Source organism: Ferrimonas kyonanensis DSM 18153, assembly GCF_000425405.1.
Taxonomy (GTDB): domain Bacteria; phylum Pseudomonadota; class Gammaproteobacteria; order Enterobacterales; family Shewanellaceae; genus Ferrimonas; species Ferrimonas kyonanensis.
This window is the reverse complement of record NZ_KE384367.1, coordinates 81727-107509: the sequence shown is the minus strand read 5'-3', so window position 1 is coordinate 107509 and position 25783 is coordinate 81727. Positions and strand designations below refer to the sequence as shown.

Sequence of the window (25783 nt, the reverse complement as noted above, 5' to 3'; positions counted from 1 at the left end):
ACAGTGATGAGGTAGCTGAATGAGTGATATCTCCAAGGGAGACGGTGAAAACAGCAAACTTTTGTACTGCTCTTTTTGTGGAAAGAGTCAGCACGAAGTGCGCAAGCTGATTGCCGGCCCTTCTGTTTACATCTGTGACGAGTGTGTGGACCTGTGTAACGATATTATTCGTGAAGAGGTCAAGGAGTTGGTGCCGAAGCGGGACAGTGATCGCCTGCCGACGCCCCATGAGATCCGCGCTCACCTGGATGATTATGTTATTGGGCAGGGACAGGCTAAAAAAGTGCTGTCGGTTGCCGTATACAACCACTACAAGCGACTGCGCCATGGCGGCGACAACGCCGAAGTGGAGCTGGGTAAGAGTAACATTCTGCTGATTGGTCCTACCGGTTCCGGTAAGACGCTGTTGGCGGAAACCTTGGCTCGCTTGCTGGATGTGCCGTTCACCATGGCCGATGCCACCACCCTGACCGAAGCCGGTTATGTGGGTGAAGATGTGGAAAACATCATCCAGAAATTGCTGCAGAAGTGCGACTACGACGTAGAGAAAGCCCAGCGCGGCATCGTCTACATCGATGAGATTGATAAGATCTCCCGTAAGTCTGACAACCCATCCATCACTCGAGATGTTTCCGGTGAGGGTGTGCAGCAGGCGCTGCTGAAGCTGATCGAAGGCACCGTGGCGGCGGTACCGCCTCAGGGTGGCCGCAAGCATCCTCAGCAAGAGTTCCTGCAGGTGGACACCTCCAAGATTCTGTTTATCTGCGGTGGCGCTTTCGCCGGCCTGGATAAGGTGATCGAGCAGCGTGCGCTGACCGGAACCGGTATCGGTTTTGGTGCCGAGGTTCGCGGCAAGAACGACACCCAGTCGTTGACCGAAACCTTCCAGCAGGTTGAACCGGAAGACCTGGTGAAATACGGTTTGATTCCTGAGTTCATCGGTCGTCTGCCTGTGGTGGCAACCCTGGGTGAGCTGGATGAAGAAGCCTTGATCCAGATTCTGCAGGAGCCAAAGAACTCATTGACGAAACAGTATGGCGCTTTGCTGGCACTGGAAGACGTCGAATTGGAGTTCCGCGACGATGCGCTGCGTGCCATTGCCGCCAAGGCGATGATTCGTAAGACCGGCGCCCGTGGCCTGCGCTCCATCGTGGAAGGGGTGTTGCTGGACACCATGTACGACCTGCCGTCCACTGAAAATGTCAGCAAGGTTGTGATCGATGAGTCTGTGATTAAAGGCGAATCGGCTCCCATTCTGATTTACGATGGCTCAGACGCCCAAGCGGCCTCCGCCGAATAAGTCGGTAGCACATTGAAAAAAGGAGCCATTTTGGCTCCTTTTTTTTATGCCTTACGTATTAATTAACGATTGAAACTGGCTGTAACGCCCCCATATACTGAATTACAGAAGCCTGTTTCCCACAGGCTGGTAGCTGAAATGGAATAGAGCCATGACAATAGAGCGCTCCGACCTTATCCATATCCCGGTTCTGCCATTGCGGGATGTGGTGGTCTACCCCCATATGGTGATCCCTTTATTTGTTGGTCGTGAAAAATCGATCAGCTGTCTGGAAGCGGCAATGGAGCAGGACAAGCAGGTCCTGCTGGTGGCTCAGAAAGAAGCGGAGCTGGACGAACCCAGCATCGAGGACGTGTACCGCATGGGTACCGTGGCTTCCATCCTGCAGTTGCTGAAACTGCCCGACGGCACCGTCAAGGTGTTGGTGGAAGGCAGCCAGCGTGCGGAAGTCGAGACCTTTACCGACGAAGAGCCGTTTCTGGTGGCCAATGCCCGTTACGTGGCAACCGACCAGATGGATGAAAAGGAAGAGGAGGTGCTGGTTCGCACCGCCATCGGTCAGTTTGAAGGCTACATCAAGCTCAACAAGAAGATTCCGCCCGAGGTGTTGACCTCGCTGAACGGCATCGACGAAGCGGCCCGCCTGGCGGACACCATGGCGGCGCATATGCCGCTGAAGCTGGAAGAGAAGCAGGCCGTTCTGGAGATGGGCAACGTCACCGAGCGGCTGGAATACCTGATGGCGATGATGGAGTCTGAGATCGACATTCTCCAGGTGGAGAAGAAGATTCGCAGCCGCGTCAAGAAGCAGATGGAGAAGAGTCAGCGCGAGTACTACCTCAACGAGCAGATGAAAGCGATCCAGAAAGAGCTGGGTGAGCTGGATGACGTGCCCGACGAGTTCGAAGCGCTGTCGAAAAAGATAGATGAAGCCGGTATGCCGGCCGAAGCCAAGGAGAAAACCGAGGCGGAGCTGAATAAGCTGAAGATGATGTCGCCGATGTCTGCCGAGGCCACCGTGGTACGCAGCTACATCGACTGGATGATCAGCGTGCCCTGGACCAAGCGTAGCAAGGTCAAAAAAGACATCGCCCGCGCTCAGCAGATTCTGGATGCTGACCACTATGGACTGGAGAAGGTCAAAGACCGGATTCTCGAGTACCTGGCGGTGCAGTCCAGAGTGCGGCAATTGAAAGGGCCGATTCTGTGCCTGGTAGGGCCTCCAGGGGTGGGCAAGACCTCATTGGGGCAATCCATTGCCCGTGCCACCGGACGCAAATACGTTCGCATGGCACTGGGGGGCGTGCGTGATGAAGCGGAGATTCGCGGTCACCGTCGTACCTACATCGGGTCGCTGCCGGGCAAGCTGATTCAGAAGATGGCCAAGGTTGAAGTGAAAAACCCGTTGTTCCTGTTGGATGAGATCGACAAGATGAGCTCCGACATGCGTGGCGATCCGGCCTCGGCACTGCTTGAGGTGTTGGATCCGGAGCAGAACAACGCCTTTAACGACCATTACCTGGAGGTGGATTACGACCTGTCAGACGTGATGTTTGTGGCCACCTCCAACTCCATGAACATTCCGGGCCCACTGCTGGACCGCATGGAAGTGATTCGTCTGTCCGGTTACACCGAAGATGAAAAGCTCAACATTGCCAAGCAGCATCTGCTGGCCAAACAGTTGAAGCGCAACGGCCTCAAGCCGGGTGAGTTGACCATCGATGACGGTGCCATCATCGGCATTATCCGTTACTACACCCGTGAAGCCGGGGTGCGTAGCCTGGAGCGTGAAATCTCTAAGGTGTGCCGTAAGGCGGTGAAGCAGTTGTTGTTGGATAAGAAGCTGAAATCGGTCACGGTGGACGGCGATAATATCAAGGAATATCTGGGTGTTCAGCGCTTTGATTATGGAAAAGCCGAGCAAAATAACCAGGTCGGTCAGGTGGTTGGATTGGCCTGGACCGAAGTGGGCGGCGACCTGTTGACCATCGAGGCGACCTCGGTGCCGGGCAAAGGCAAGCTGGCTTACACCGGTTCCCTGGGTGACGTGATGCAGGAATCGATTCAGGCGGCAATGACCGTGGTGCGCTCCCGAGCTGAGAAGCTGCGGATTAACCCGGATTTCTATGAAAAACGGGACATCCACGTTCACGTTCCTGAAGGGGCGACGCCGAAAGACGGGCCGTCCGCAGGCATCGCCATGTGCACCTCTCTGGTGTCCAGTCTGACCGGAAATCCAGTCAAAGCCGACGTGGCCATGACCGGGGAAATTACCTTGCGGGGTGAGGTGTTGCCCATTGGTGGCTTGAAGGAAAAACTGTTGGCTGCACACCGCGGTGGAATAAAAACCGTACTGATTCCTAAGGAAAATGAGCGTGATCTGGAAGAGATTCCAGACAACGTGAAGAAGGATCTGGCTATCCATCCGGTGCAGTGGATTGACGAAGTTCTCAATCTGGCACTGGAGAATCCGCCGGAAGGCTTTGTTTCAGTGGCGTAATCTTGGCCATTAATCAACAAAAATGCGCTTTTTTATGGGCGCATTTTTGTTTTAGGTCGAAAAACCGAAAAAAGGGCTTTTCAATCTCGATTTGCATGTGTAGTGTATGTTTTGAACCAAGGCTCAGTGCGCTATAACGCGCGGCATGACTGGCTTTGAGCGGTATCCTGATTAGGAAATTGCGGTTCTCTGAATGCTTGAACTTTGAATTTAGGCTTGATATAAAACTCTCCGCAGACCGCGCTAGCGATGGAATGGCGACGGCGCAAAATTAGAATTGAAGGGGATGAAATGAACAAATCTCAATTGATCGATCAAATTGCTTCTGGTGCTGATATCTCAAAAGCAGCAGCCAGCCGTGCTTTGGACTCTTTCATTGAAGCAATCACCGACACTCTGAAAGAGGGCGACAAAATCTCTCTGGTAGGTTTCGGTACTTTTGAAGTACGTGAGCGCGCAGAGCGTACTGGTCGTAACCCACAAACTGGTGAAGAGATCAAGATCGCTGCGGCGAAGATCCCTGCATTTAAAGCCGGTAAAGCGCTAAAAGACGCGGTAAACTAAATAACCAGAAAGCGCTCAACGACAACATCGTGAGCGTTTTTTAGTTTCGGAGTGGTAGTTCAGTTGGTTAGAATACCGGCCTGTCACGCCGGGGGTCGCGGGTTCGAGTCCCGTCTACTCCGCCAGTTTTTTATTAAAAGGCGCATCAACGATGCGCTTTTTTTATAGGTACCAAGCTGCGATTTGGTATTACCCGTTCTAGCTCGATCCAGAAGAGACATCAGATGTTAGAGAAAATTCGTGAAGGGTCACAGGGTGGCGCCGCCAAGATTATTTTGGGCGCTGTGATTCTCTCATTCGCGTTGTCAGGCATTTACAGCTACCTAGGCTCCAATGGCCAGGTCAACGCTGTGACCGTCAACGGCGAAGATATTACCCGTTATGATTTGGATAAGGCGCTGCAGAACGAGCAGGGCCGTCTGCGCCAGCAGATGGGCGAGATGTTTGATACCTTGTCTGCCGACGCCAACTGGATGGCCAGTGTGCGCCAGTCGGTGCTGGAGCGGATGATTGCCGAACGTCTGATTGATCAAAAAGCCAAAGACCTGGGTCTGCGCGTTTCTGATGAGCAGATTAAGCAAGCCATTGTTGCCATGCCAGAGTTCCAGCAGGACGGGGTATTCAACAACGATCGTTACCAGGCGGTATTGCGTCAGGTCAACATGACGCCGGATCAGCTGGCCACCATGATCGGTCGCGACATGGTTCGTAACCAACTGCTGCGCACCCTGCTGGGCAGTGAAATTGTGACCACCGAGCAGGCACTGAGCCTAGTATCACTGCAACAGCAGCAGCGCGATTTCCGTTATCTGACCATTGCTAAGGCCGACTTCGAAGCCGATGTTGCCATCACTGATGATCAGATTCAGGCGTTCTACGACAAGAACCTTGACCGCTTTGCCACTGCCGAGCAGGTGAGCCTGGAGTACGTTGAGTTGACGGTTGAACAGTTGATGAAAGACGTGCAAGCGTCTGACGCAGCGGTTCAGGCCTACTATGACGGTCATCAAAACCTGTATCAGAAGCCGGAGCGCCGCCTGGCGGCTCACATCCTGATCGAAGGTGACGATGACGCCGCTAAGGCGAAGGCGGATGACGCCCTGGCTCGCATCCGCGGCGGTGAGAGTTTCGCCGAGGTGGCGAAGGCCGTCTCCGACGACTTCTCTGCCGACAATGGCGGTGAGCTGGACTGGTTTGAGCAAGGTGTGATGGATCCGGAATTTGACCAGGCCCTGTTTGGTCAGGATAAGGGTCAGGTTTCCGAGGTTCTGAAGACCGACTATGGTTATCAGATCGTGCTGACAAAAGACGTAGAAACCGGTGCGGTGGCGCCTCTGGACGAAGTTCGTGGTGACATCGAGACCGCGGTTAAGTCCGAGCAAGCCCAGGACCGTTTCTACGAGCTGCAACAACTGCTGGCCGACGTCAGCTTCCAGGTTCCTGAAAACCTGGAAGATGCCGCGATGGAAGTGGGTGGTGAGGTGAAGAGCACCGAGCTGTTCAATCGTTTCAACGCCCCGGCGCCGTTTAACGACCCGAAAGTGCTGAACGCGGCGTTTTCCGATGCGGTGGTGCTGGACAACATGAACAGCGACATCATCGAGCTGGAGAGTGGCCACGTGCTGGTGGTGCGTGCCAAGGACTACAAGCCGGCGGGTACCCAGCCTCTGGCCGAAGTTCGTGACCAGATTCAGGCTCAGCTGGTGGCGGAACAAGCCTCAGCCCAGGCCAAGATTGCCGCCGAAGCCAAGTTGGCGGAGCTGAAGTCTGGCACCGAGCTGGACGGCATGGTGGCGGTCGATGCCATGGGCCGCATGGGCAATGCCGAGGTGGATGGCCAGCTGGTTCAGCAGGTGTTTGCCATGGCTAAGCCAGCCGGAGACAGCTCCTACGCTGCGCTACAGATGAGTAGTGGTGATTACGCCGTTGTGGCCCTGGATAAGGTCAGTGCCGGCGATGCCGACACTCAGGTGGCCGAAAACCTGAAGCTGCGTATGGCCAGCATGATGGGCCAGGGCAGCTACCAGGCTCTGGTGGCGGCACTGCGTGCCAATGCCGATATCAGCTATCCTGTAGCTGAGTAAGCCTTGCGGCCCGGCGATGCCGGTTACCCGTTAACCACAAAGCGCAGCCTCGGCTGCGCTTTTCGTTTGCGGGTCAGCGCGGATGGTCGGATGTGCCAGCTTTTCCTTTTCGTTATCATCGCTTTTGGATAAGCTTGCCTGAAAAATTTTCTACTGTGGCCCGAACGGGGCGCGATCGCCTGCCAATGTGCAGGAACAAACCAAAGGAATATCGGATGATCATCAAGCCAAAAATTCGCGGTTTTATCTGTACCACCACTCACCCGGTTGGCTGTGAGCGCAATGTACAAGAGCAGATCGCTTACACCCAGGCCAAGGGCGCCATCGCCAACGGCCCGAAGCGGGTTTTGGTCATCGGCTCCTCCAGTGGCTACGGCCTCTCTTCTCGAATCGCTGCGGCGTTCGGTAGCAATGCCGCTACCATTGGGGTGTTCTTTGAAAAGCCGGCCACCGAGAGAAAGCCAGGAACCGCAGGCTGGCACAATGCCGCTGCCTTCGACAAGCTGGCCCACGAGGCGGGCTTGTACGCCAAGAGCCTCAACGGCGATGCCTTTAGCCACGAGGCCAAGCAGAAGACCATCGACCTGATCAAGGCGGACCTGGGTCAAGTCGACATGGTGGTTTACTCCCTGGCGTCACCGGTGCGCAAGATGCCCGATACCGGTGAAGTGGTTCGTTCGGTGCTCAAGCCAAAGGGTGAGACCTACACCGCCACCGCCGTAGACACCAACAAAGATACCCTGTTTGAAGCGTCCATCGAGCCGGCGACCGACGAAGAGATTGCCGCCACCAAAACCGTGATGGGCGGTGAAGACTGGGAGTTGTGGATCAACGCCTTGTCCGACGCTGGCGTTCTGGCACCGGGTTGTAAGACCGTTGCTTACAGTTACATCGGTACCGAGATCACCTGGCCCATCTACTGGGATGGTGCCTTGGGCGATGCCAAAAAAGACCTCGACCGTGCCGCGCACGCGCTGGACAGCCAGTTGAGCAGCATTGGCGGCAGCGCCAATGTGGCGGTACTGAAGTCGGTGGTGACCCAGGCCAGCTCCGCCATTCCGGTGATGCCTTTGTACATCGCCATGGTGTTTAAGAAGATGCGCGAAGAGGGGGTCCATGAAGGCTGCATGGAGCAGATCTATCGCATGTTCAGTGAACGCCTGTATAAAGCGGATGGCTGCGCTGCCGAGGTGGATGAGTCCAATCGCCTGCGCCTGGATGACCTGGAGCTGCGTGAAGACATTCAGGCCCACTGCCGTGATTTGTGGAGCAAGCTGACGGATGAGAACCTGGCCGAACTGACGGACTACGTTCAGTACAAGGAGGAGTTCCTCAACCTGTTTGGCTTCGGCATTGACGGTGTCGACTACGAGGCTGACGTCAACCCGCTGGTGGAGTTCGACGTCATCGATATCTAAGTCGAATCCAAGTGAAAAAACCGCCGCCAGGCGGTTTTTTTATGGCTGCGGTTTGGCGGCAAGGTGATCGAAGTGGGCGTGATCGTTGCGGCAGAAGCTGGCCAGCAGCACCAGGGGCACAGGCGTAAAGGATTCGGTATGGAGCGGTCGATAATCGCTTTCGACCTCGGCGATAGGCCGAATCCCTTGCTCTGGCTGGCTGAGGCCAGGATAGCGAAAGTCCACCACCAGGTGTTGCCACTCGACCCAGTAGTGCGGGGTATCGCCAAGGTGGCGTTGATGACCGAGTTTCAGTTGCCATGGCTGGTTGTGATGATCGAGCAGGCTGGCGACCACCTGACTCAACCGCTCGGACGAAAGAGTCTGAGTCGGCAGGGCAAACAAGTGATTAAGCAGATCGTCCGGGGAAAAAGGCGTCATGGTTCGAACCTGTGGTTGCATCGCCTGCACAGAGTAGCCTGACCGGGGCGGTGCGCCAACCTCTTTCATGACCAAGCCCTGAGAAATCCCAGGGCTTGGCTGTGAAGGCTACAGTTGGTAGAACAGGTTGACCCAGGCGCTCCAGCCGAGGGGATCGTCGACGCCGTTGTCTCCGGCCCAGCCGGTGCCTAAACGCAGGTTGAGCCCATCCAGCTCCGGCAGGGCATCGTCCAGGTAGGGCCCCAGCCCCTGCAGTTGATACTCGATGCCGTATACCGGCAGGCTGTCGCCATCGTCCATCTGATAGCGCTGATAGAAGCCACGTATGGCCTGGTAGCCCAATCCGGCTTGCCACTGCTGCAGCTCCTGACCCACCAGGGCAGACAGGGGCAGGGCGGGGTTGCTGTGCTGGCCCCAGGGCAGCCAGGAAGGGGTCAGGCTGGTGTCGCTGCCACCGAGGCGGAGCAGGTCATAGTGACTGGGAGCCCCGAGCAGGCTGAGGCGCTGATAGCCTCCGGACAGCTGCCAGTCACCATAGCCCAGCGCCGCTGCCACTCCCGTGTCATAGCGGTGCCATTGTTGCTGGTCGGTTTCACCACTGCTGGCACGGCCAGCGAGCTGATAGTGGCTATTCCAGCGGCCGCGCTGCCAGCGGCCGTTAACCGCCACATCGCCATAGACGCTGCGCTGATCGATGCCATTGCGGCCCAGGGACTGATCGTCTATCTGGCTCAGGGTGACCCCGGTACTCAGCTGCAGCGACATCAGATCGCTCCAGCGTTGTTGCCACGCCACGCCCAGGTGGGCACCGCTGCGCCGCTCATCCAGCTGGGGAGCCAGGCTGCCGTCAACACCCTGAAAGTCCTGTTGCAGATAGTACAGATCGCCGTGGACCTGTATGGGCCAGCCTTGCCAGCGCAGGCTGGCGATCAGCCCCTGCTGGTGGCCATCGGGGTCCCAGTGTGCCATCAGTTGCCAACGCAGGCGGTTGATGGGGTCGCCGCCTTTGAGGCCAAACTCCAGCCCTTGTTGCCAGGACGACAGGTTGGCGCCAAACGCCAGCGCGCGGTATTGCGGACCAGTGCCGTAGGGTTGGGCATCCTGGCTCAGGTGTGGCTGTGGTGTTGCATCGGCAGGTTGGCTCGGGGCGGCCAGGGCGATGGTGTTACCAATCCGCTGATTCAGGGGTTGTCGGTACAGGCTCTGTCCCTGGCTGTCGGTGACCACAAAGTAGAGCCGCTGGTCATCGGCAGTGGCGGCGGTAGCCAGCAGCTTGTGGCTGGTGAGTCGCTCGAGTTGGTGCTGGTGAAGATCAAGGCGGTAGTTGGCAACGCCATTCGCCTGGCCCAGGGTCAGCAGCAGCGTCTGGCTATCGAGCCACAGAGGGTAGCTGACGAAGTTGCCCTGATTAACCTGGCTCAGCGCCAACAGCTGTTGTTGACCGCCCTGGTCCAGTATCAGTTGCCACTGGCCGTGACGGTGCCTCAGGAAGCTGATTTGATCGCTGTCGGGGCGATAGGCGGGGAAGTCCAGCAGGTCATTGCCCTGGGCTTCTACGACCGGCGTCAGGGTGCCGCTGCTCAGGTCAATCTCGACGATGCGGTTGTGGCCATATTGACGCTGCAGCGCCAGTGCCCGGGTGCCGTCAGGATGGGGAGCTACGCGCACCAGGTTTTGGTTGTGGGTCAGGCGCCGCACTCTATTGCTGTCGGGGTGCCAGGTGAACAGATCGAAATGCCAGTTGTTGGCGGCATCCTGTTGGGCCTGGCTGAAAATCAGGGTGTGGTCGTCGAGCCACCTCGGTGCGGTCATGCGCCAGCTTCGGGTTGGCAACTGGTGCAGGGGGGTAGGGTTAAACACCCTGGGCTCGATGTCGGCAATGTCTTCGGGATCTTGCCTCAGCCGCGCCTGTTGGCGCTGTTGCCACTGTTGTCTGGCCTTTGGGTCATCGGCGGTGGGGTAGATCACCAGTCGTTGGCCGTCGCTGTGTTGCTCTTTCAACAGCAGTGCCAGCTTGCTGCCGTCGGCGGACAGGGCGGGTCGCGACAGTCCCCATTGATGCTCAAGCCACAGACTGGCCTGTGGGTCACTCATGTGGGTTTCCGCGGCCAGAGCCTGGTAGGTGGTCTCGGCCACAAAACGGCGATACAGGCGCTGGGGAGATTGGCCAAAGACCCCTTGGAAGGCCTGCTCAAAATCGCGGCCTTGCTTGGCGGCCATGCGAGTCCAGACCGCGGGCAGGCTGTCGGCTCCATACTCGGACTCTAGCCACAGCAGGTAGCTGGAGCCCATCAGGTAGGCCATGCTCATGCCCAGGTAGGCGTCGTTATCGCCGGACAGTTGCTGATAGCTCGGCAGGGCCCCTTCACGAGCCCACTGCTGCAGAATGGCGTTGACCAGGTGGTTGGCTGGCCGCCCCTTGCCGTTGTGCTGATGCTCAATAACGGTGGCGTAGCCCTCTGAGGCCCAGCGCGGCATCTGCAGGAAGTCGACGTACAGTGCTTGCCACAGTTGAGTCAGGGAGGAGCGGGAGGGACGGGACAGGTGATTCAGGTGAGCCTGTTCATGGACCAGCAGTAAAGTTCGCCAGTCGTCCATGTAGGACAGCACCGAATCGGACAGGGGCGCGGTGGTATAGAACACGGTGCGGCTGCGTCCGATCAACGGCAATGCAAAGCCGTTGGCCGCATTGAGGGGATCGCGCACCACGATGTCGACCTTTTGATCCAGATGATGGCCTATCTGGTCGCCGACGTGGCGCTGAATGGTATCGGCGTCCGCCGCCAACTGCCTGGCCCAGAGTTCGTATTCCGGAGTGAAATGGATGCGGTAGAGATCGGTTTCCAGGGTGTGCCAGTCGTCGCTGGGACGTTCGGCCAGCGCCGGTAGCGCCAGCAAAGCCAGGACCAGCAACAACAGCATGGGTTTGAGAGACACGGGCGGCTCACTTCCTTGTTGAAGACATAAAAGTACTGTAGCCAGATTTGATTTTATTTATCAAAATCAAAACGTAACCGCACGAGTATCTAAGCCGGTTCAGTGTCGCTGCTGCTCCAGTTGGGCTTCCACTTTCTCCAGAGTCACGCTCAGCAGATCCAGTTCCAGTGCCGTCAGGGCTTTGCTGATGTAGGGCACCAGCAGTTCAATGTCGCCCAGAGCGCGCTCGCAGGCGGTAATGCCCACGTGCAGCATCTGATCGTAGCTGAACAAGGTGATATTGAGGCTCTGATCCGGCAGTAGCACCGAGTAGGGGGTGATGGAGCGAATCGGCGCGCCGAACAGGTAACGGGTCTCCCGCGGGCCCGGCACATTGGAGATCACCAGGTTGCTGATGGTGGGCAGTCGATTGTCCAGCTTCAGCTTGCCAATCAGCAGCATCAGCGCATTGGTGGCCACCGAGAGGTTCATGAATGCCGTGGGTGAAAAGGCTTTGGCCTCATGCTTGATCTGACGGCTGGAGATCATGATCTCCTTCAGTCGTTCGGTGGGTTGATTCTGGCGTTTACCCAGCTCAATCAGGGCGGGAGAAAAGTGGTTGTCCTTGTCGTTGGCATCCACCTTCATATTGACCGGCATAATGGCCACCAGAGGCTTGTCACTGGGACGTTTGTGGTCGATCAAATATTGATGCAGCGCCGCGTCGCACACCGCCAGAACCACTTCATTGACCGAGGCGCCGGTGAATTTGCTGATCCGCTTGATGGAGCTGATGGGCAGGCTGCCTTGGGCGATGACCCGGTCGTTGATCGGACGCTGATTGAAAAAGGTTTTTTCGGCGGTGAACGGGATTGGCATGCGACTGATGGTGGGGTAGAAAGCCCGGGAAAACAGTTTGCCGGTCAGCTTGGCCAGGTTGGGCAGTTCCACAATTTGGTGATACAGGGCGCTGCCAAAGTCGTAGGCCTGTTTCAGGGTGTTGTTCTGCCGTGCTCGCCGTGGGCTGTTGAATTGCCAGAAGGCCGGGCTGATGTTGGTATCCGGCACCTCGGACAGCAACTGGTCTACCATGGCACTGAGCTTCATGCCATCGGCACAGGCGTGATGAATCTTGATGTAAAGCGCCACCTGGCCGCCTTTAATCCCCTCGACAATGTGGCACTCCCACAGCGGTTTACGCCGATCCATCAACTGGCTGTGCAGCTGAGCCAACATGCGCTGCAGTGCCAGTTCGTCTCCTTGCTGTGGAGCCTGGTGCAGAAAGACGTGTTGTTCAATATTGAGGCTGGAGGTGGTTTTCCAGTAAGGCCAGCCGCCGGCACCGACTTTCAGGATTCGGTTAAAAGGCGGGTTGGCGATATGGCATTGAAGCAAGTGCTGAAACAGCTCGGTCGCGAAATTGCGGTCGTCGGGTTCGAGCATAAACAGCCCCCCCACGTGCATCGGGGTGTGGGCAGACTCGAACAGGACAAACGAGGCATCGATCAATGACAAGCGGGCCATATCAGCAAACTCCATCTACTTCGTAGGGCAAATTGTAACCGGCACCAATCCGTTTCAGGCCGGAACTTTAAATTAAGCTCATAGCGCTTGTGGGTCAATGACTTAGTTTAAGTAGTCATTGAAATGCGGTTTTAGTTAATTACGGCTGATATTTGATGTTTATCACTTTTTGTGAAGGTCGTACCTGTTGATGGTCTCAAAAAGCGACCGCCGGGCTAAAACTCAAATAAATCAGCTGATTCCACTGGTTTTGGCCAGATTTCTGGTGCCTTTGTCGACTATAAAATGTACTTATTCTTTGTTACTACAGAGAAATGTAGTTCGGTTAACGGATTAAAGTACAAATACTTAATTTACCCTTTGTTACTATTCGAGGGTTGAAAGTCGCCACCAGCAGCGACTGCGTACGCTACGACCCTTCTTGCCCGCGTCCGGGTACCGTCTTTGGGATGTCTGAATGACTTATCTGCAAAACTTGAGTATCAAAACAAAATTAGTGGCTGCCAACCTCATCGGCATTGTGTTGATCCTGGTGGGCGCCGGCTTTGCCCTGTCCAGCCAGCTGTCCGTGGTGGGCTATTACCAGGATATGTTGCACAACGACATCCGTGCCCGTGAAGAGGTGCTGGTGGTTGAAGTGGAGTTTAAGAATCAGGTACAGGCGTGGAAAAACGTGCTGATTCGAACCGGTTCCCAGGCAGACCAGGATAAGTACTGGGGCAAGTATCAGAAGGCGGAAGCCAAGGTGCTTGAGCATGCCCAGGAGACTCTGGCGCTGTTGCAGCAGCTTCAAAGTGCTCAAGCACCCAAAATGCAGGCGTTTCTCACCGAACTGCAGAGCCTGAACCGGCAATACCGGCAGGGGCACCAGTTCCTGAAGGACAACCAGTTTGACGCGGTGGCTACGGATCAGCAACTGCGTGGCATCGATCGGACCCCGTCGACGCTGTTGGAACAGATTGTGAACGAGATGACGGCGAATCAGACCCGGTTAATTGACGAGAACCAACAGCATGCCGAAGAGCAGCTATTGGTGGGCATCATCGCCTTGATTGCGGCCATCATTATTGCCATCCCAATGGGAATGGCAGTGGGCAATGCGGCGGTTGTCAGGCCGACCCGGGAGCTGGGTGCGTTTCTACGGCAGCTGGCGTCGGGCAACTTTGCCGCTTCGCTGACCCTGCAGCAACGCGATGAGGTGGGGCAACTGGCCGAGGATGCCCGTGACCTGCAGCAACAGTTGGTGGTGATCGTGCAGAACCTGGTCAAGGTGTCCAATGCCCTGGGGGCTCAGTCCGAGACTCTGAAACAGGAGATGAGCGCCAGCGGAGCGGAGATCCATGAGCAGAATACCCAGACCGACCAGATGGCCAGTGCCATGACCGAGATGGTGGCGTCGGTGACTCAGGTCAGCAACAGCGCTCAGGTGGCAGCCGACAATGTGGCAGAGACCAATGGTCGTCTGGGGCAAAGTAAGGCCGGCCTAGATGAGACCAAACGCAACATCATCGAACTGCAGGGGGCCGTGAGCCAGTCCGGTGAGGTGATGCAGCGGTTGGAACACGAAAGTCAGGAGATCGGCGCCATCCTCGATGTGATTCGCAACATCGCCGATCAGACCAACCTATTGGCTCTGAACGCGGCCATCGAAGCCGCCCGGGCCGGTGAGCAGGGACGGGGATTTGCGGTGGTAGCCGATGAAGTTCGGTCTCTGGCATCCCGGACCCAGGAGTCGACCCAGCAGATTCAGACCATGATCGAGCGTCTGCAGAAGGAGACTGAAGAGGCGGTTTCCTCTATCCGTCATGGCCAGCAGTATGCCGATGTCTGTGCCGGACAGGCGCAGGAAGTGGATGACATGCTGACCCAGGTAACCGGCGAAGTGAGTCACATCAGTCAGATGAATATGGAGATCGCGGCTGCGGCCGAGGAGCAGAGCCGGGTCAGCGAGGAGATCAGCCAGAGCGTGTTGCGGGTCAAGGAAGTCGGAGAGTCGGTGGAAGCCAACGCCAGTCAGGCGCTGGCGGTGGGAGAGCAGATCCTCAGCCACGCCGATGAGTTGCATCAACTGGTGTCTCGGTACCGGCTGTCCTGACGGCAGGTTGGACCCGTCTTAAACATAGCTAGACGGTTTTTGACTAAGCCAGTTGTCAGTGACAGCTGGCTTTTTTGTGCAAGCAATGCCAGCGAAGGGGGCGGAGTAAGGGCTGAAAAAAGCCAGCTCACGGGGAGCTGGCAAGGTCAGGAAAGGCTGTGGGTTGATACGCAGCGGCGGTGATGGATGTTCGCCGCTTCCCTGGCCCGGATTGGCTTAGAAGTAGTAGCCAAAGTTGAGGTTGATTCGCTGATCCCAGCCGTCACCGGCTTCAGGCAGGCCGACATGGTCATCCAACTCGGTGGAGAAGGTCATGTTCTTACCCTGAATAAAGTCAGCCATGATGTAGAGCGGACCGGCAGCAATGGCCATGCCGGTGACGTTCTGGAAGCTGTCATCGAAGCTGGCATCGTCCACATCCGGGGTTAACAGGCCAAAATCGTTGTAGACTTTGATGCTGCCAAAGCTGGTGGTGAAGCTCTTGGCAACATTGAAGGAGTAGATCTGCCCCTTGGAGGCCACTTCCCACTGCCAGCCGGCACCGGCGACACCGATTTTGTTGCCATCCATACCGGCAGGGTTTTCGGCATCAAATTCATATTGCATCGCCTGCATCTGCAGGTTCCAGCCCTGATAGCTGGCATCCAGGTGCAGAGCGATGCCGTAGCGATCACCGGTATCGGTGGTCTTGCTGTTGTAGATTTGGCCAAACTCCGCCGAGCCACCGGCCTTAACGAGTAGATCGCCCTGGGCGTAGTGGTACACCTGACGCAGGTTGATCTGGTTGATCTCTTCGTTATGGTAATCGGTGCCATTGACCGTGCCACTGAACAGATCTGGGGTGTAGGCCTTGTTGTTGCTGGAGTTGTACTCGCCGTTCTTAAAGAAGGCGATGTCGGTCTGCCAGTCACCGCTGCGGTAGACCGCCTTGGCCCCCACATCGTAGTCGTCTTCGAAGCCCAGGTAATACGGCAGGCCAAACCACCAACTGTTTGAAATAAAGCCGGGGTTGCCGAACGGCACCTTGGCCACACCAAATTGCAGTTGCCACTCCGGATCCAGGTCGTAGTAGGCGTAGCCGTATTTGATGAAGTTGGTGGAGGCGTTGAAGCGGTATTCGGCCGCCAGGCCCCAGTCGCCTTTCTGGCCATTAAACTTCAGCGCCAGGATGTCGAAGTTCAGGTCGCCGCCTTTGTCTTTGGAGGCGTCGCTGTACATCTTGAGGCCATAGTTGACCCGAACGGCGCCGCCGACACTGATGCCATCCTCGGCCTGAGCGGAGGTGGCAGACAGGGAGCCCAGAGCCAGGGAAATAATTAAGGCTGACCGGGTTAATTTAAATACAGTCATTTTATTATCCAGAATAATTCAGTTATTTGAGGTTTTCAGTACCGTATGGACCAAAGCCCCAGGCGGCTTGTCGAATCACATCCACTTTGTCAAAAGCGGCCTCTGCCGGCTGATGATTCTCAACGTCACTTTTCCAGTAATATTTAAATGAACCCCAGTTGGCATCGCCGGGGTACCAATAAAAGATGGTAAGTTTTTCGTCATTTAGATTTGGAATATTATGAATGGCGTAATCATTAATGAAGAAGTACTGTCCCTTTTCGATTGTCTGCATCTGATTCTGAGCTAGCGTTTCGGTCTTGCCATCGGCAATGTAGTAACATTCGCCTTGAGGATGGAAGTGGGGCGCGTGGTCGGTTTTACCCATGGAGACAATGCCCATTACCGATGGCGAGTCGGACAGCTCTTTCCAGCAGTAGTTGGAGGGGGAGTTTTTAATGTCACCGTCTTTGCATTCAACCACGTTTTTGCCGCTGTCATCGAAGGTTAGCCAGTTACGCTTATCTTTGGCGATGGTGTCGTCGGCCTTAATGTTGGCCAGGGTGAACTTGCCTGACTGCAGTCCGGCAATGTATTTTTCGGCCAGAGGATCTTTACACTCGGCAGGAATGGTCCACTGAGGGGCATAGGTGGAGCTGGTCAGTGGGGTTGGAACCGGACTGTGATCTTTGGCCAGCGCCGATAACGGGGCGCCAATAAGCAGGGTCGAGATTGCAATTGCGAGTGTTGTTTTCATCATCTGTTTCCTTGTTTGATTAATTAGTTCGATTTAATTATTCAATGTTGCTGGCGGCTAAAATGCGGGATGGATCACGGGTGGTTTTTGTAGGAAGAAAGTTTCATGATCCAGTTCAAATGCTACGAAAAAATGAGAATTGGCAACGAAATTAAATGCCTCTTGCCAACAAATAAAAAGGCCCCTTAATGGGGCCGTAAATAAAGATATATCGAGATTAATTTTCTTTGAAATTGTTAAACTCAAAGTTGTGACAATTGCTGCACAGCGGCTGTTTAGGTTGATGTTCACCGTGACATTCGATGCAAGGGACTTTTTTGCCGTAATGCATATTGTTGTGCGGGTTCTTCCACGGTTTTTCATGGTTGGAAGTTTGGTTTATCAACTCCTCCAGATCGTGACAGTCCTGACATAGGCTATCGGAGGGCGGCTTGCGCATTCCCCGGTCATGGCAGGTCTTGCAGCCCATCTCGTAGTTGCTCAAGTGGTAGCTTCGGCCCTGCTTGGCGCCGGCTTTGGTCAGAGTACCGGCATGGACGCCAGCGGCCAGCGATAGGGCCAGGGCGGCAGTAACAACAATGGAACGGTTCATGGATAACCTCATGCTTTCATAATGGAGCGGGCGGCGGTGATGCCCATGGCCAGACAATCGGGAATGGAGCAACCGCCGAGGCGGCTGACGCCGTGAACCCCACCAGCCACTTCGCCGCCGGCGTACAGGCCAGGGATCGGCGCGCCGGTGGCCGCGGCAATCACCTCGGCCTTGGTGTTGATCTGCACACCGCCCATGCAGTAATGCACCTTGGGCCACAGACGGATGACGCTGTAGGGCGCGGACATCTGCTTGCCCTGGGTCAGGTTCATCGGCTTGCCAAACTGGGCATCCTTACCTTGGGTGACGTAGTCGTTCCACTCCTTTACCTGGGCTTTCAAAGGTGCCAGTGGAATGTTGAAGTGGCTGGCGACGGCTTCCAAAGAGTCAAACTCCCAGCCCACTTTGGCTTCCAGTACGTTGTCCAGGCTGTGTTGATTCTGGCTGGAGTGGGCTTTGGCGGTCAGCAAAATGGCCGGCAGTGGATTGCCGTCGGCATCCCTTCGTTGCAACTCGGCGTCGGCGCGAGTCTTCCGATCTGCCAGTTCGCTCATGAAGCGTCGACCGGTCATCAGATCGATGGCGATGGAGTGGGGGAAGTTGAAAATGGCGTAGTTGGGGGCGTAGCCGAAGCCGCCTTCATCCGGTGATGCCCAGGGGCCGGATTGAATGTGGGCCAGGTGCACCGGATTGGCGCCGCCTTTCATCATGGCGATCAGGCCATCACCGGTTGCACCCGGAGCGTTGGTGCTGACCACCTCTTTGGTGAGCGTTGGATCCTGAGCCATGCGCAGACGGATGTTCTGAGTGAAGCCGCCGGTGGCCATGACCACCCCCTTGGTGGCTTGCAGAGTGGCGGGTTTGCCAAGACCTGGGCGGTCATGATAGTGGCCTTCCATCACTCGAATGCCACTGACCCGGCCTTGCTCGTTGAAAACCAGGTCGTCAAATTTGACTCGGGTTTTAACGATGATGCCCTGTTTTTCACATTCGGCCAGCATGGGCCGAATAATGCCTGCTCCGGAACGCTCAACCACCTGATGGCTTCGTGGTGCCGAGTGGCCCCCTGGTTGCTGGCAGAAGTCCAGGTACACGGCACCGCATTCCTTAGTCATCTGAAATGCATATGGACCCAGCTTGGCATTGTGCTCCAGCAGGGCCCGGTCGGCGATGCCCCGGCCGGCTTTTAACTGGTCACTGACCATCAGCTCGGCGGAGTCTTCGATGCCAAGTTTGTTTTGCAGCGGGGTGTTAGCGAAACAGGCCTGGCCGGCATTGATCACGCCGTTGCCACCGCAATATGGCATTTTCTCGATGACCAATACCGATTGGGCGCCGCGGCGCTTGGCTTCGATGGCGGCCGCCAGTCCGGTAAAGCCGGAGCCGACGCAGATGATGTCGTAGCTGGCATCCCAGCGAGTGGAGTCAGTGGCGCTGCAGCTGGCTGCCTGGCTGGTAAAAGGCAGAGTGGCGCCCAGAGACAACGCCCCCAGGGCTTTCAGCGTTGTTCGCTTGGTGGTATCGGTGGTCATTGTGATGGTCTCCCGGTGTGTCATCCGAATTTTTCGGTCACTATGGCGATGCGGTGATGGGGTTAGTGAGATCTGACTCACACCAGGCCTGAGGTGAAAAAGAGTTTCATGACTGCCCTCGTGAACTTTTCTCTTTTGTGAGTAATGGTGGGTTTTGTGGAGGTCTGTTTTAAAACAAAATTGGGCCACGGGGATTGTTGATAGGAGTCACAACAAAATTTCTGAAGAAAAGGTAATTTTGAATTACTGAATCAGGAATGCCATTGACTATGCACTGTCCCAATACGCAACAAGCGGAAATTAAATGCCAGATTCTGTTGGATGCTGCGGAGCAACTAATTGAAGAGCAAGGAATTATTTCGTTTAAATTTTCAGATATTGCCAAGGTGGCCAACTGCTCTACCGGTTCGGTATACAAGTTTTTTGAAAGTAAGGAGGATGTGTTGTTGTGTTTGTTTCTTCGCAGCGCCACGTCCAATAATATCCCAGATATTTTAGATTCTGAACAATCACTTAGCTATCAGGAACGCTTTCTTATCCCCATATTAACCACCTATGAAACTGTAGCTAAAAGCAGCAGTTTCATGTCACTTAGATCGGTGTCGGTAAACAGCAAAGTCTGGACTCTCGCCAGTTGCGAAAAAGTGGATCGCTTTAAACTCAGGGCCAATCGATTTTTTGATTTAATCCATGAGTTGGCATTGGATGCTCAGGCCAACGGGGCTCTGGATGAAACGCCGGATCGGACACTGTTACTGGCGCAGATGATCTATTTCCAGCTGTATGGTCAATCGACCGCCTATGAAAGTAAGTTGATTGATAAAATGGTCGAGCACCAGCGAGAAAATGTTGAGATGGAGTGCATTTTGGCCATTGTTAACTCCTTTAACTGGAATGAAAAAGTGACGGTAAACCAGTATCGTCAATTAAGAGAGCGGGTGGCTCGTTTTATTGAAAAGGGGATAAAATCCAAGTTGTCCTGTAAGAAGTGCCTCGACGCCAACCTCAAAATTCGCCGTCGTTCTTAATGTCGGTGACGACCACAGAATCCCCAGGTCGCACTCTTTAACGCTTTTCGCTACACTACTGTTCATTCATACAGTTACTGTGTCGCCATGAAACTCTACATTGCCGAAAAACCCAGCCTGGGGCGCGCCATTGCGGCGGTGCTGCCCAAACCGCACAAAAACCATGAAGGCTACATCGAGCTGGGTAACGGCGATTGCGTCAGTTGGTGCGTTGGCCACTTGCTTGAGCAAGCTGAGCCCGGTGATTACCAGGCTCACTGGCAATCCTGGCAGGAGCAGCATCTGCCGATTGTGCCGGAGGAGTGGCAGCTGAAAACCCGCAAGGGGTGCCAAAAACAATTGACGGTGTTGCGTAAGTTGATGAAGCAGGCGCAGCAGCTCATTCATGCCGGTGATCCAGACCGAGAAGGGCAGTTGCTGGTGGATGAGGTGATTCATCACTGCAAGGTCAGTCGCACCAAGCAGCAGCAGGTTCAGCGCCTGCTGGTCAGCGATTTAACGCCGGCGGCAGTGACCCGGGCGCTGGGGCAGCTGCGCCCAAACCGTGAGTTTGTGCCCCTGTCGGTATCGGCACTGGCGAGGTCGCGAGCCGATTGGCTGTACGGCATCAACATGACCCGGGCCTATACCCTGCAGGGGCGAAAGGTCCACTATCAGGGCGTGTTGTCGGTGGGGCGGGTGCAAACGCCGCTGCTGGGGCTGGTCGTTCGCCGGGATAAGGCGATTGCCGATTTCGTATCGCGCCCTTTTTACGACGTGTTGGCACAGCTGGTGACCGAGGATCAACAGCCGTTCACTGCCAAATGGCAACCCAGTGAGGCCTGTCAGCCCTACCAGGATGAAGAGGGGCGGGTGCTGTCGAAGCGGCTGGCGGAGAATGTGGCCGAACGCATTACCGATCAGCCAGCGGAGGTAACCAAGGCGGAGAAGAAGCGCAAATCTCAGTCGGCTCCTTTGCCCTATAACCTGTCGGCACTGCAGATCGATGCCGCTAAACGGTTTGGCTTCAGCGCCCAAAAGGTGCTGGATCTGTGTCAGAGCCTGTATGAACGCCATCAACTCATTACCTACCCCAGGTCCGACAGTCGCTACCTGCCTAAACAGCAACACCGGGATGCCCCCAAGGTGTGTCAGGCGGTGGCCCATCACTGTGACGAACTGGCGGAGGCGGTGACCGGCGCCGATTTGAACCGCAAAAGCCGGGCCTGGAACGATGCCAAGGTCGACGCCCACCATGCCATTATTCCCACCGGCAAGCAGGGCAGTGCCCGCATCAGTGCCGACGAAGCGAAGATCTACCAGCAGATTGCTCGCCAGTACTTACTGCAGTTTTACCCGGATTACCGCTTCGATGAGACCAAGGTAACGGTGACCATCGGCACCGGGGTGTTTACGGCCGCCGCCAAGGTGCCGGTAGAGGCCGGCTGGAAGGCGCTGTTTCCGGCCAAAGAAGGCAAGGCGGAGACCGAAGAGGAACACCAGGCTGCATCGTTGCCGGTGCTGCAGCAGGGCCAGTCGCTGCACTGCCGGCAGGGGGAGGTGGTGGAGAAGCATACTCAAGCCCCCAAGCACTTCACCGATGCTACCCTGCTGGCGGCCATGACCAACATCGCCCGCCATGTGGCCGACCCGAACATCAAGGCCATCTTGAAGGAGACCGACGGTCTGGGCACCGAAGCCACCCGGGCAGGCATTATTGAGCTGTTGTTCCGGCGCGGGTTTCTGATCCGTCAAGGTAAGCAGATTCAGGCCTCCGATGCCGGTCGCGCCCTGATCGACAGTTTACCTGAACTGGCAACCACGCCGGACATGACCGCGCAATGGGAAGCGGCTCTGGAAGCGATACGGGAGCGTCAGCAAAGCTATCAGGGCTTTATGAACCCGTTGCAGCAACAGCTGCAGCGCCTGGTCGAGCAGGCGCGCCAGCATGTGCCGGAGTCGTTAAGGGGCGTGCAGGCGCCTAAACCCCGACGCAAGCGGAAATCTCCCGCGGGCCGGGGTGGGCGAAGCAAGGCCTCGGGCCGTTCGCCAGCCAGCAAAAGAAAGGCCTAGTCCGGTGCCGGCTTTGTGAGCTGAGCACTCCTAATCGCATTGGAAAAGGGTCAGAATGCTGCTAGAGAACGTCGGTATCGTCGTCCGGGCGCTACCGAAAGCTCCGTCCTGTCACAATCAACAAGCAGTGGTCCAATCATGGTGCAACTCCAACAGTTTCAGCAGCAAGCCCTCTCCCTTATTCGTCAATCCAATCTGACTCAGAGCCAGAAGCAATTGGCCCTGTCTCAGCTGGCGGAGTCGATGCTGCCGGAACCGGCGTTTTCGACCGAGATTCAGCAAGGACTGGAGCAGGGGGTGTTTCACGACATGTTTGAAAGTAGCGCCCCTTATAAGCCTCGCTACGTCCTGCCAGATTACGCCATGGCGATGCGCCAGGGCTGCGAGTTTCTCGAGCTGGAGCCGCCGCAAGATCTGGACGAAGCGATCAATTTTCTCACTATCCTGTATCAGCATGTCCCTTCCGTAACCAGCTACCCAGTGTTCCTGGGGCAGTTGGACCAGTTGTTGGAACCTTTCGTGGATTCAGCGCTGACCGATGCCCAGCTGGAGAAGAAGCTGAGGCTGTTCTGGCAAATGATCGACCGCACCCTGCCAGACTCCTTTGTGCATGCCAATATCGGCCCCGAAGACAGCCGGGTTGGCAGGGCGATCCTCAGGGTGGACGCCAGCCTCAAGCAGTCGGTGCCCAACCTGACCTTTCGCTACGACCCTCAGTGTACGCCCCCGCAGTTACTGCAGCAGGTGGTGGACAACATCATCGCCTGCAATAAACCTCATATCGCCAATCATCCGCTTATCGGTGCCGACTTTGACGGCGACTACGGCGTGGTGAGCTGCTATAACTCCCTGCCCATCGGCGGTGGCTCTCATACCCTGATGCGGTTGAATCTGCGTGCCTCCTTTGCCCGTTGTGACGGCAGTGTCGAGGATTATCTTGGCCGGGTGGTGTCTGAGTGTGCCGAGCAGATGGCCGAAGCCATGGCCCACAGAATCCGCTTCCTGGTGGAGGAGTCCAGCTTCTTCCAGTCTCATTTCCTGTGTCGGGAGGGGCTGGTGCGACTGGATCGCTTTACCGCCATGTTTGGTATCTATGGCCTGGCGGAGCTGGTGAACCAATTGATGGATCATCAGGGTAAGCCGGGGCGCTATGGGCTGGATGCCGAGGCCACCGAGATTGGGCAGCGCATCGTGGCCGCCTATCAATTGCAGGTGGACGCCATCGACATGATCTATTGCGCCGGTGGCAAGCTGGTGTTCCACTCTCAGTCCGGGATCTCCTGCGACGCCGATGAAACCGCCGGCACCCGGATTCCGGTCGGCAGTGAACCCGATACCCTTAATCACATCAAGGTGTGCGCCCCCATGCATCGTTACTTCGATGGCGGCATCAGTGACATCTTCGCCATTGATCCCACCATACGCCACAATCCGACCGCGTTGACCCGGCTGGTCCAAGGGGGGCTGGGGCTGGGGCTGAGAATGTTTACCGCCAACCTCAGCGATAACGATTTGGTTCGGGTCACCGGTTTTATGGTGAAGAAATCCGACATCGACAAGTTCCGTCAGCAGGCGGAGCGGCACCACTCCACCTGCTTGGGGGCGGAGGCCGTGGATGTGGTGGGAATTCTCGAGCGTCAGGCGCGGGTGATCAGCCACGAGCAGCACCCGGCGGCACTGTGGAAATAACCGCATTGGCACCGCTGGCACCGGTCCCAAAGCAAAAGCCGGCGACGGCGCTGCTGAGCAAGGTGCTGGATTTCAGTTGTGTCGATGGCCCCGGCAGTCGCATGGTGTTGTTTTTTCAGGGCTGTAACATGGATTGTGGCAGCTGCCACAATCCCCAGACCATCGGCCTGTGCAATCACTGTGGCGACTGTGTGTCACACTGCCCCCAGGATGCGCTGACTCTGGTACGCGGCTCGGGGCAAAGGAAGGCGCTGCGCTGCGACCCTGCGCTGTGCCAACAGTGCGACGACTGCCTGCCGCATTGCCCCAGAGGCGGCAATCCGGCGGCGCTGCGATTCACTCATTCGCAAATGCTGGCCCGCATCAGCGCCAATGCGCTTCTGCTCGATGGGGTCACCTTTTCCGGTGGCGAGGCCACGTTGCAGCGACGCTGGATTCAGGGGTTGTGTGACGCCATGGCGCTAACGCCCTCCTGTCGACCCTTGACCCGGTTGCTGGACTCCAATGGCTTGCTGGCCGCCGAACACTGGCCGGCGCTGCTGCAGCGGGTGGACGGGGTCATGCTGGACATCAAGGCGCTGGATAATGGCCTGCACCGCCGCTTAACCGGACGCAGTAACCACCAGGTATTGGCGTCCGCTCGCTTGCTGGCCGAGGCCAATAAACTCGAGGAGTTGCGCTGGCTGGTGATCGCCGGCTGCAATGATACTGACGCCGAAGTTGCCGCACTGATTCGGCTGCATCGGCAGCTACAGAGTCCGGTTCCGATCCGCCTCAACGGCTTTCAGCATCATGGAGTGCGGCCGGAGTTTGCTGAAACCCACCCACCGACCCTGGCTTCTCGGCTGGATCAGCTGGACGCTCAACTGACTCAGGCGGGGATTGAGGTCAGAAGAACTGGGATCCAGTGACCGGCTCCGGTATCCTGACCGGCTTTAACGACGTTGATTGGATGAGTGTGTATGGTTACGGCTGAATCTGCCGATTCCGTGGTGGTTCTGGATTTCGAGACCACCGGGTTGTCACCGGGCCAGGGAGATCGTGCCATCGAGATTGGTGCGGTTAAGTTGCATCAGGGCCAGGTGGTGGATCGATTTCAGCAGTTGATGAACCCGGGCTTTCGGGTCAGTGGCTTCATCGAGAGTTACACCGGCATCAGTAATGCCATGCTCTCCGCTGCTCCAGGTTGCGCTGAAGTGATGGATCGGTTTGCCGATTTTATTACCGGAGCCAATCTGGTGGCCCACAACGCCTCGTTTGACCAGCGTTTTCTCGATGCCGAACTGGCCGCCATCGGTCGGAATTACCAAGGTGGGTTTGCCTGCTCGATGTTGATCGCCCGGCGCTGGTACCCGCAGGCGCCAAACCATAAGCTGGGGTCGCTGGTGGCCTACCGGCAGATCGAAAACGATGGCGTGTTTCACCGAGCCTTGGCCGATTCCGAAATGACCGCCCGCTTGTGGATGATGATGGTCAACGAGATGCAACAGCGGCACCGGCTGGCAGGACTTCAATTCTCTCAGTTGCAGAAGCTGGCTAAAACCCCGAAGGCCAAAATCGACCACTACCTGGCATCGTTGGCGCGTTAAGGCGCTGGTTGCGGTGCGCTGCGGCGCAGCAGCCAGCCAAGGGCCAGCGTCAGTAACAGCGCTAACAGATCCAGCAGCCAACCTCGCGCCAGAGTGGTGCTCCAGATGGGAATGCCCAATGAGATCGGAGGGGAGTAAGCCAGTCCCAGCCCGGCCCCAAGCGGGCGGATGATCTGGCTGGCAAACAGCAGCAGCGCCATGATCATCGCCCAGCGTTGCTGTCGCCAGAGGCCGATGGCGGCCAGCAGCGGCAGTCCTCCATACAGGGTGGCATAGACCAGAGCCGGTGCCAGGCTGGCGGTACCGGCCACTGTTATCGCCAGGCCGATACCGGCATAAAGGCCGGTGCACAGGGCCAAAAAACGGGGCAGAAGCAAGGGTGAACTCCTTAAGC

Annotated in this window: 19 protein-coding genes and 1 tRNA gene; 12 read left to right on the top strand and 8 right to left on the bottom strand. The window is 56.6% G+C overall.

What is annotated here, in order from left to right:
* The first annotated feature begins 19 nt into the window (after positions 1-19).
* The 6 genes from clpX to fabV all read left to right on the top strand — a co-directional run bounded on the left by clpX (position 20) and on the right by fabV (position 7866).
* Positions 20-1300: an ATP-dependent protease ATP-binding subunit ClpX gene (gene clpX / locus H598_RS0120300; RefSeq protein ID WP_028114644.1), complete on the top strand. Its 1281-nt coding sequence runs from the start codon at positions 20-22 to the stop codon at positions 1298-1300.
* Positions 1301-1451: 151 nt separating this feature from the next.
* Entirely contained in the window at positions 1452-3800 is a 2349-nt protein-coding gene (gene lon, locus H598_RS0120295; RefSeq protein ID WP_028114643.1) for an endopeptidase La, read from the top strand.
* Between the two features lie 291 nt (positions 3801-4091).
* Positions 4092-4364 carry a nucleoid-associated protein HU-beta gene (hupB, locus tag H598_RS0120290; protein WP_028114642.1) on the top strand — a complete coding sequence of 91 codons (273 nt, stop codon included), beginning with the start codon at positions 4092-4094 and terminating at the stop codon, positions 4362-4364.
* Between the two features lie 48 nt (positions 4365-4412).
* Positions 4413-4489 (top strand) — tRNA-Asp (locus H598_RS0120285).
* A 99-nt stretch (positions 4490-4588) separates the two neighbouring features.
* Positions 4589-6448, top strand: coding sequence for a SurA N-terminal domain-containing protein (locus H598_RS0120280; protein ID WP_028114641.1), 1860 nt, complete (start codon positions 4589-4591; stop codon positions 6446-6448).
* A gap of 215 nt (positions 6449-6663) precedes the next feature.
* Positions 6664-7866: an enoyl-ACP reductase FabV gene (gene fabV / locus H598_RS0120275; RefSeq protein ID WP_028114640.1), complete on the top strand. Its 1203-nt coding sequence runs from the start codon at positions 6664-6666 to the stop codon at positions 7864-7866.
* 39 nt (positions 7867-7905) lie between these two features.
* On the opposite strand, the gene H598_RS0120270 is transcribed toward fabV, so the two are convergent.
* From H598_RS0120270 to H598_RS0120260, 3 genes are all read right to left on the bottom strand, one after another.
* Positions 7906-8286: a hypothetical protein gene (locus tag H598_RS0120270; protein ID WP_156897127.1), complete on the bottom strand. Its 381-nt coding sequence runs from the start codon at positions 8284-8286 to the stop codon at positions 7906-7908.
* A gap of 108 nt (positions 8287-8394) precedes the next feature.
* Positions 8395-11223 (bottom strand): TolB family protein, encoded by a 2829-nt coding sequence (locus H598_RS0120265; protein WP_156897126.1) that lies wholly within the window; start codon positions 11221-11223, stop codon positions 8395-8397.
* Between the two features lie 99 nt (positions 11224-11322).
* Positions 11323-12726, bottom strand: a complete 1404-nt coding sequence (locus tag H598_RS0120260; RefSeq protein ID WP_028114637.1) for a wax ester/triacylglycerol synthase family O-acyltransferase — start codon at positions 12724-12726, stop codon at positions 11323-11325.
* A gap of 457 nt (positions 12727-13183) precedes the next feature.
* Between H598_RS0120260 and H598_RS0120255 the strand changes: the two genes are divergently transcribed.
* Positions 13184-14821, top strand: coding sequence for a methyl-accepting chemotaxis protein (locus H598_RS0120255; protein WP_028114636.1), 1638 nt, complete (start codon positions 13184-13186; stop codon positions 14819-14821).
* A 216-nt stretch (positions 14822-15037) separates the two neighbouring features.
* Here H598_RS0120255 and H598_RS0120250 read toward each other — a convergent pair whose 3' ends face one another.
* From H598_RS0120250 to H598_RS0120235, 4 genes are all read right to left on the bottom strand, one after another.
* The gene (locus H598_RS0120250) at positions 15038-16171 is read right to left on the bottom strand and encodes a hypothetical protein (protein ID WP_035416338.1); all 1134 of its coding nucleotides are present in this window, start codon (positions 16169-16171) and stop codon (positions 15038-15040) included.
* A gap of 22 nt (positions 16172-16193) precedes the next feature.
* Positions 16194-16910 (bottom strand): cupin domain-containing protein, encoded by a 717-nt coding sequence (locus tag H598_RS0120245; protein ID WP_028114634.1) that lies wholly within the window; start codon positions 16908-16910, stop codon positions 16194-16196.
* 214 nt (positions 16911-17124) lie between these two features.
* Positions 17125-17499 (bottom strand): cytochrome c3 family protein, encoded by a 375-nt coding sequence (locus tag H598_RS0120240; protein ID WP_035416337.1) that lies wholly within the window; start codon positions 17497-17499, stop codon positions 17125-17127.
* Between the two features lie 8 nt (positions 17500-17507).
* Positions 17508-19031, bottom strand: coding sequence for a flavocytochrome c (locus H598_RS0120235; protein ID WP_028114632.1), 1524 nt, complete (start codon positions 19029-19031; stop codon positions 17508-17510).
* A 257-nt stretch (positions 19032-19288) separates the two neighbouring features.
* Between H598_RS0120235 and H598_RS0120230 the strand changes: the two genes are divergently transcribed.
* From H598_RS0120230 to H598_RS0120210, 5 genes are all read left to right on the top strand, one after another.
* A complete protein-coding gene (locus H598_RS0120230; protein WP_051252910.1) occupies positions 19289-20059 on the top strand; it encodes a TetR/AcrR family transcriptional regulator in 771 nt (256 codons plus the stop codon).
* Between the two features lie 87 nt (positions 20060-20146).
* The gene (locus tag H598_RS25115) at positions 20147-22111 is read left to right on the top strand and encodes a DNA topoisomerase III (RefSeq protein WP_035416335.1); all 1965 of its coding nucleotides are present in this window, start codon (positions 20147-20149) and stop codon (positions 22109-22111) included.
* A 138-nt stretch (positions 22112-22249) separates the two neighbouring features.
* The gene (locus H598_RS0120220) at positions 22250-23800 is read left to right on the top strand and encodes a YjjI family glycine radical enzyme (RefSeq protein ID WP_051252909.1); all 1551 of its coding nucleotides are present in this window, start codon (positions 22250-22252) and stop codon (positions 23798-23800) included.
* Complete coding sequence (locus H598_RS0120215) at positions 23791-24711, top strand: YjjW family glycine radical enzyme activase (RefSeq protein ID WP_211227335.1); 921 nt, start codon at positions 23791-23793, stop codon at positions 24709-24711. Before H598_RS0120220 ends, H598_RS0120215 begins: the two co-directional genes overlap by 10 nt.
* A 51-nt stretch (positions 24712-24762) precedes the next feature.
* Positions 24763-25389, top strand: a complete 627-nt coding sequence (locus H598_RS0120210) for a 3'-5' exonuclease (protein ID WP_028114628.1) — start codon at positions 24763-24765, stop codon at positions 25387-25389.
* Here H598_RS0120210 and H598_RS0120205 read toward each other — a convergent pair.
* Positions 25386-25766 (bottom strand): DUF2127 domain-containing protein, encoded by a 381-nt coding sequence (locus H598_RS0120205; RefSeq protein ID WP_028114627.1) that lies wholly within the window; start codon positions 25764-25766, stop codon positions 25386-25388. The genes H598_RS0120210 and H598_RS0120205 overlap by 4 nt on opposite strands.
* Positions 25767-25783 lie beyond the last annotated feature (17 nt).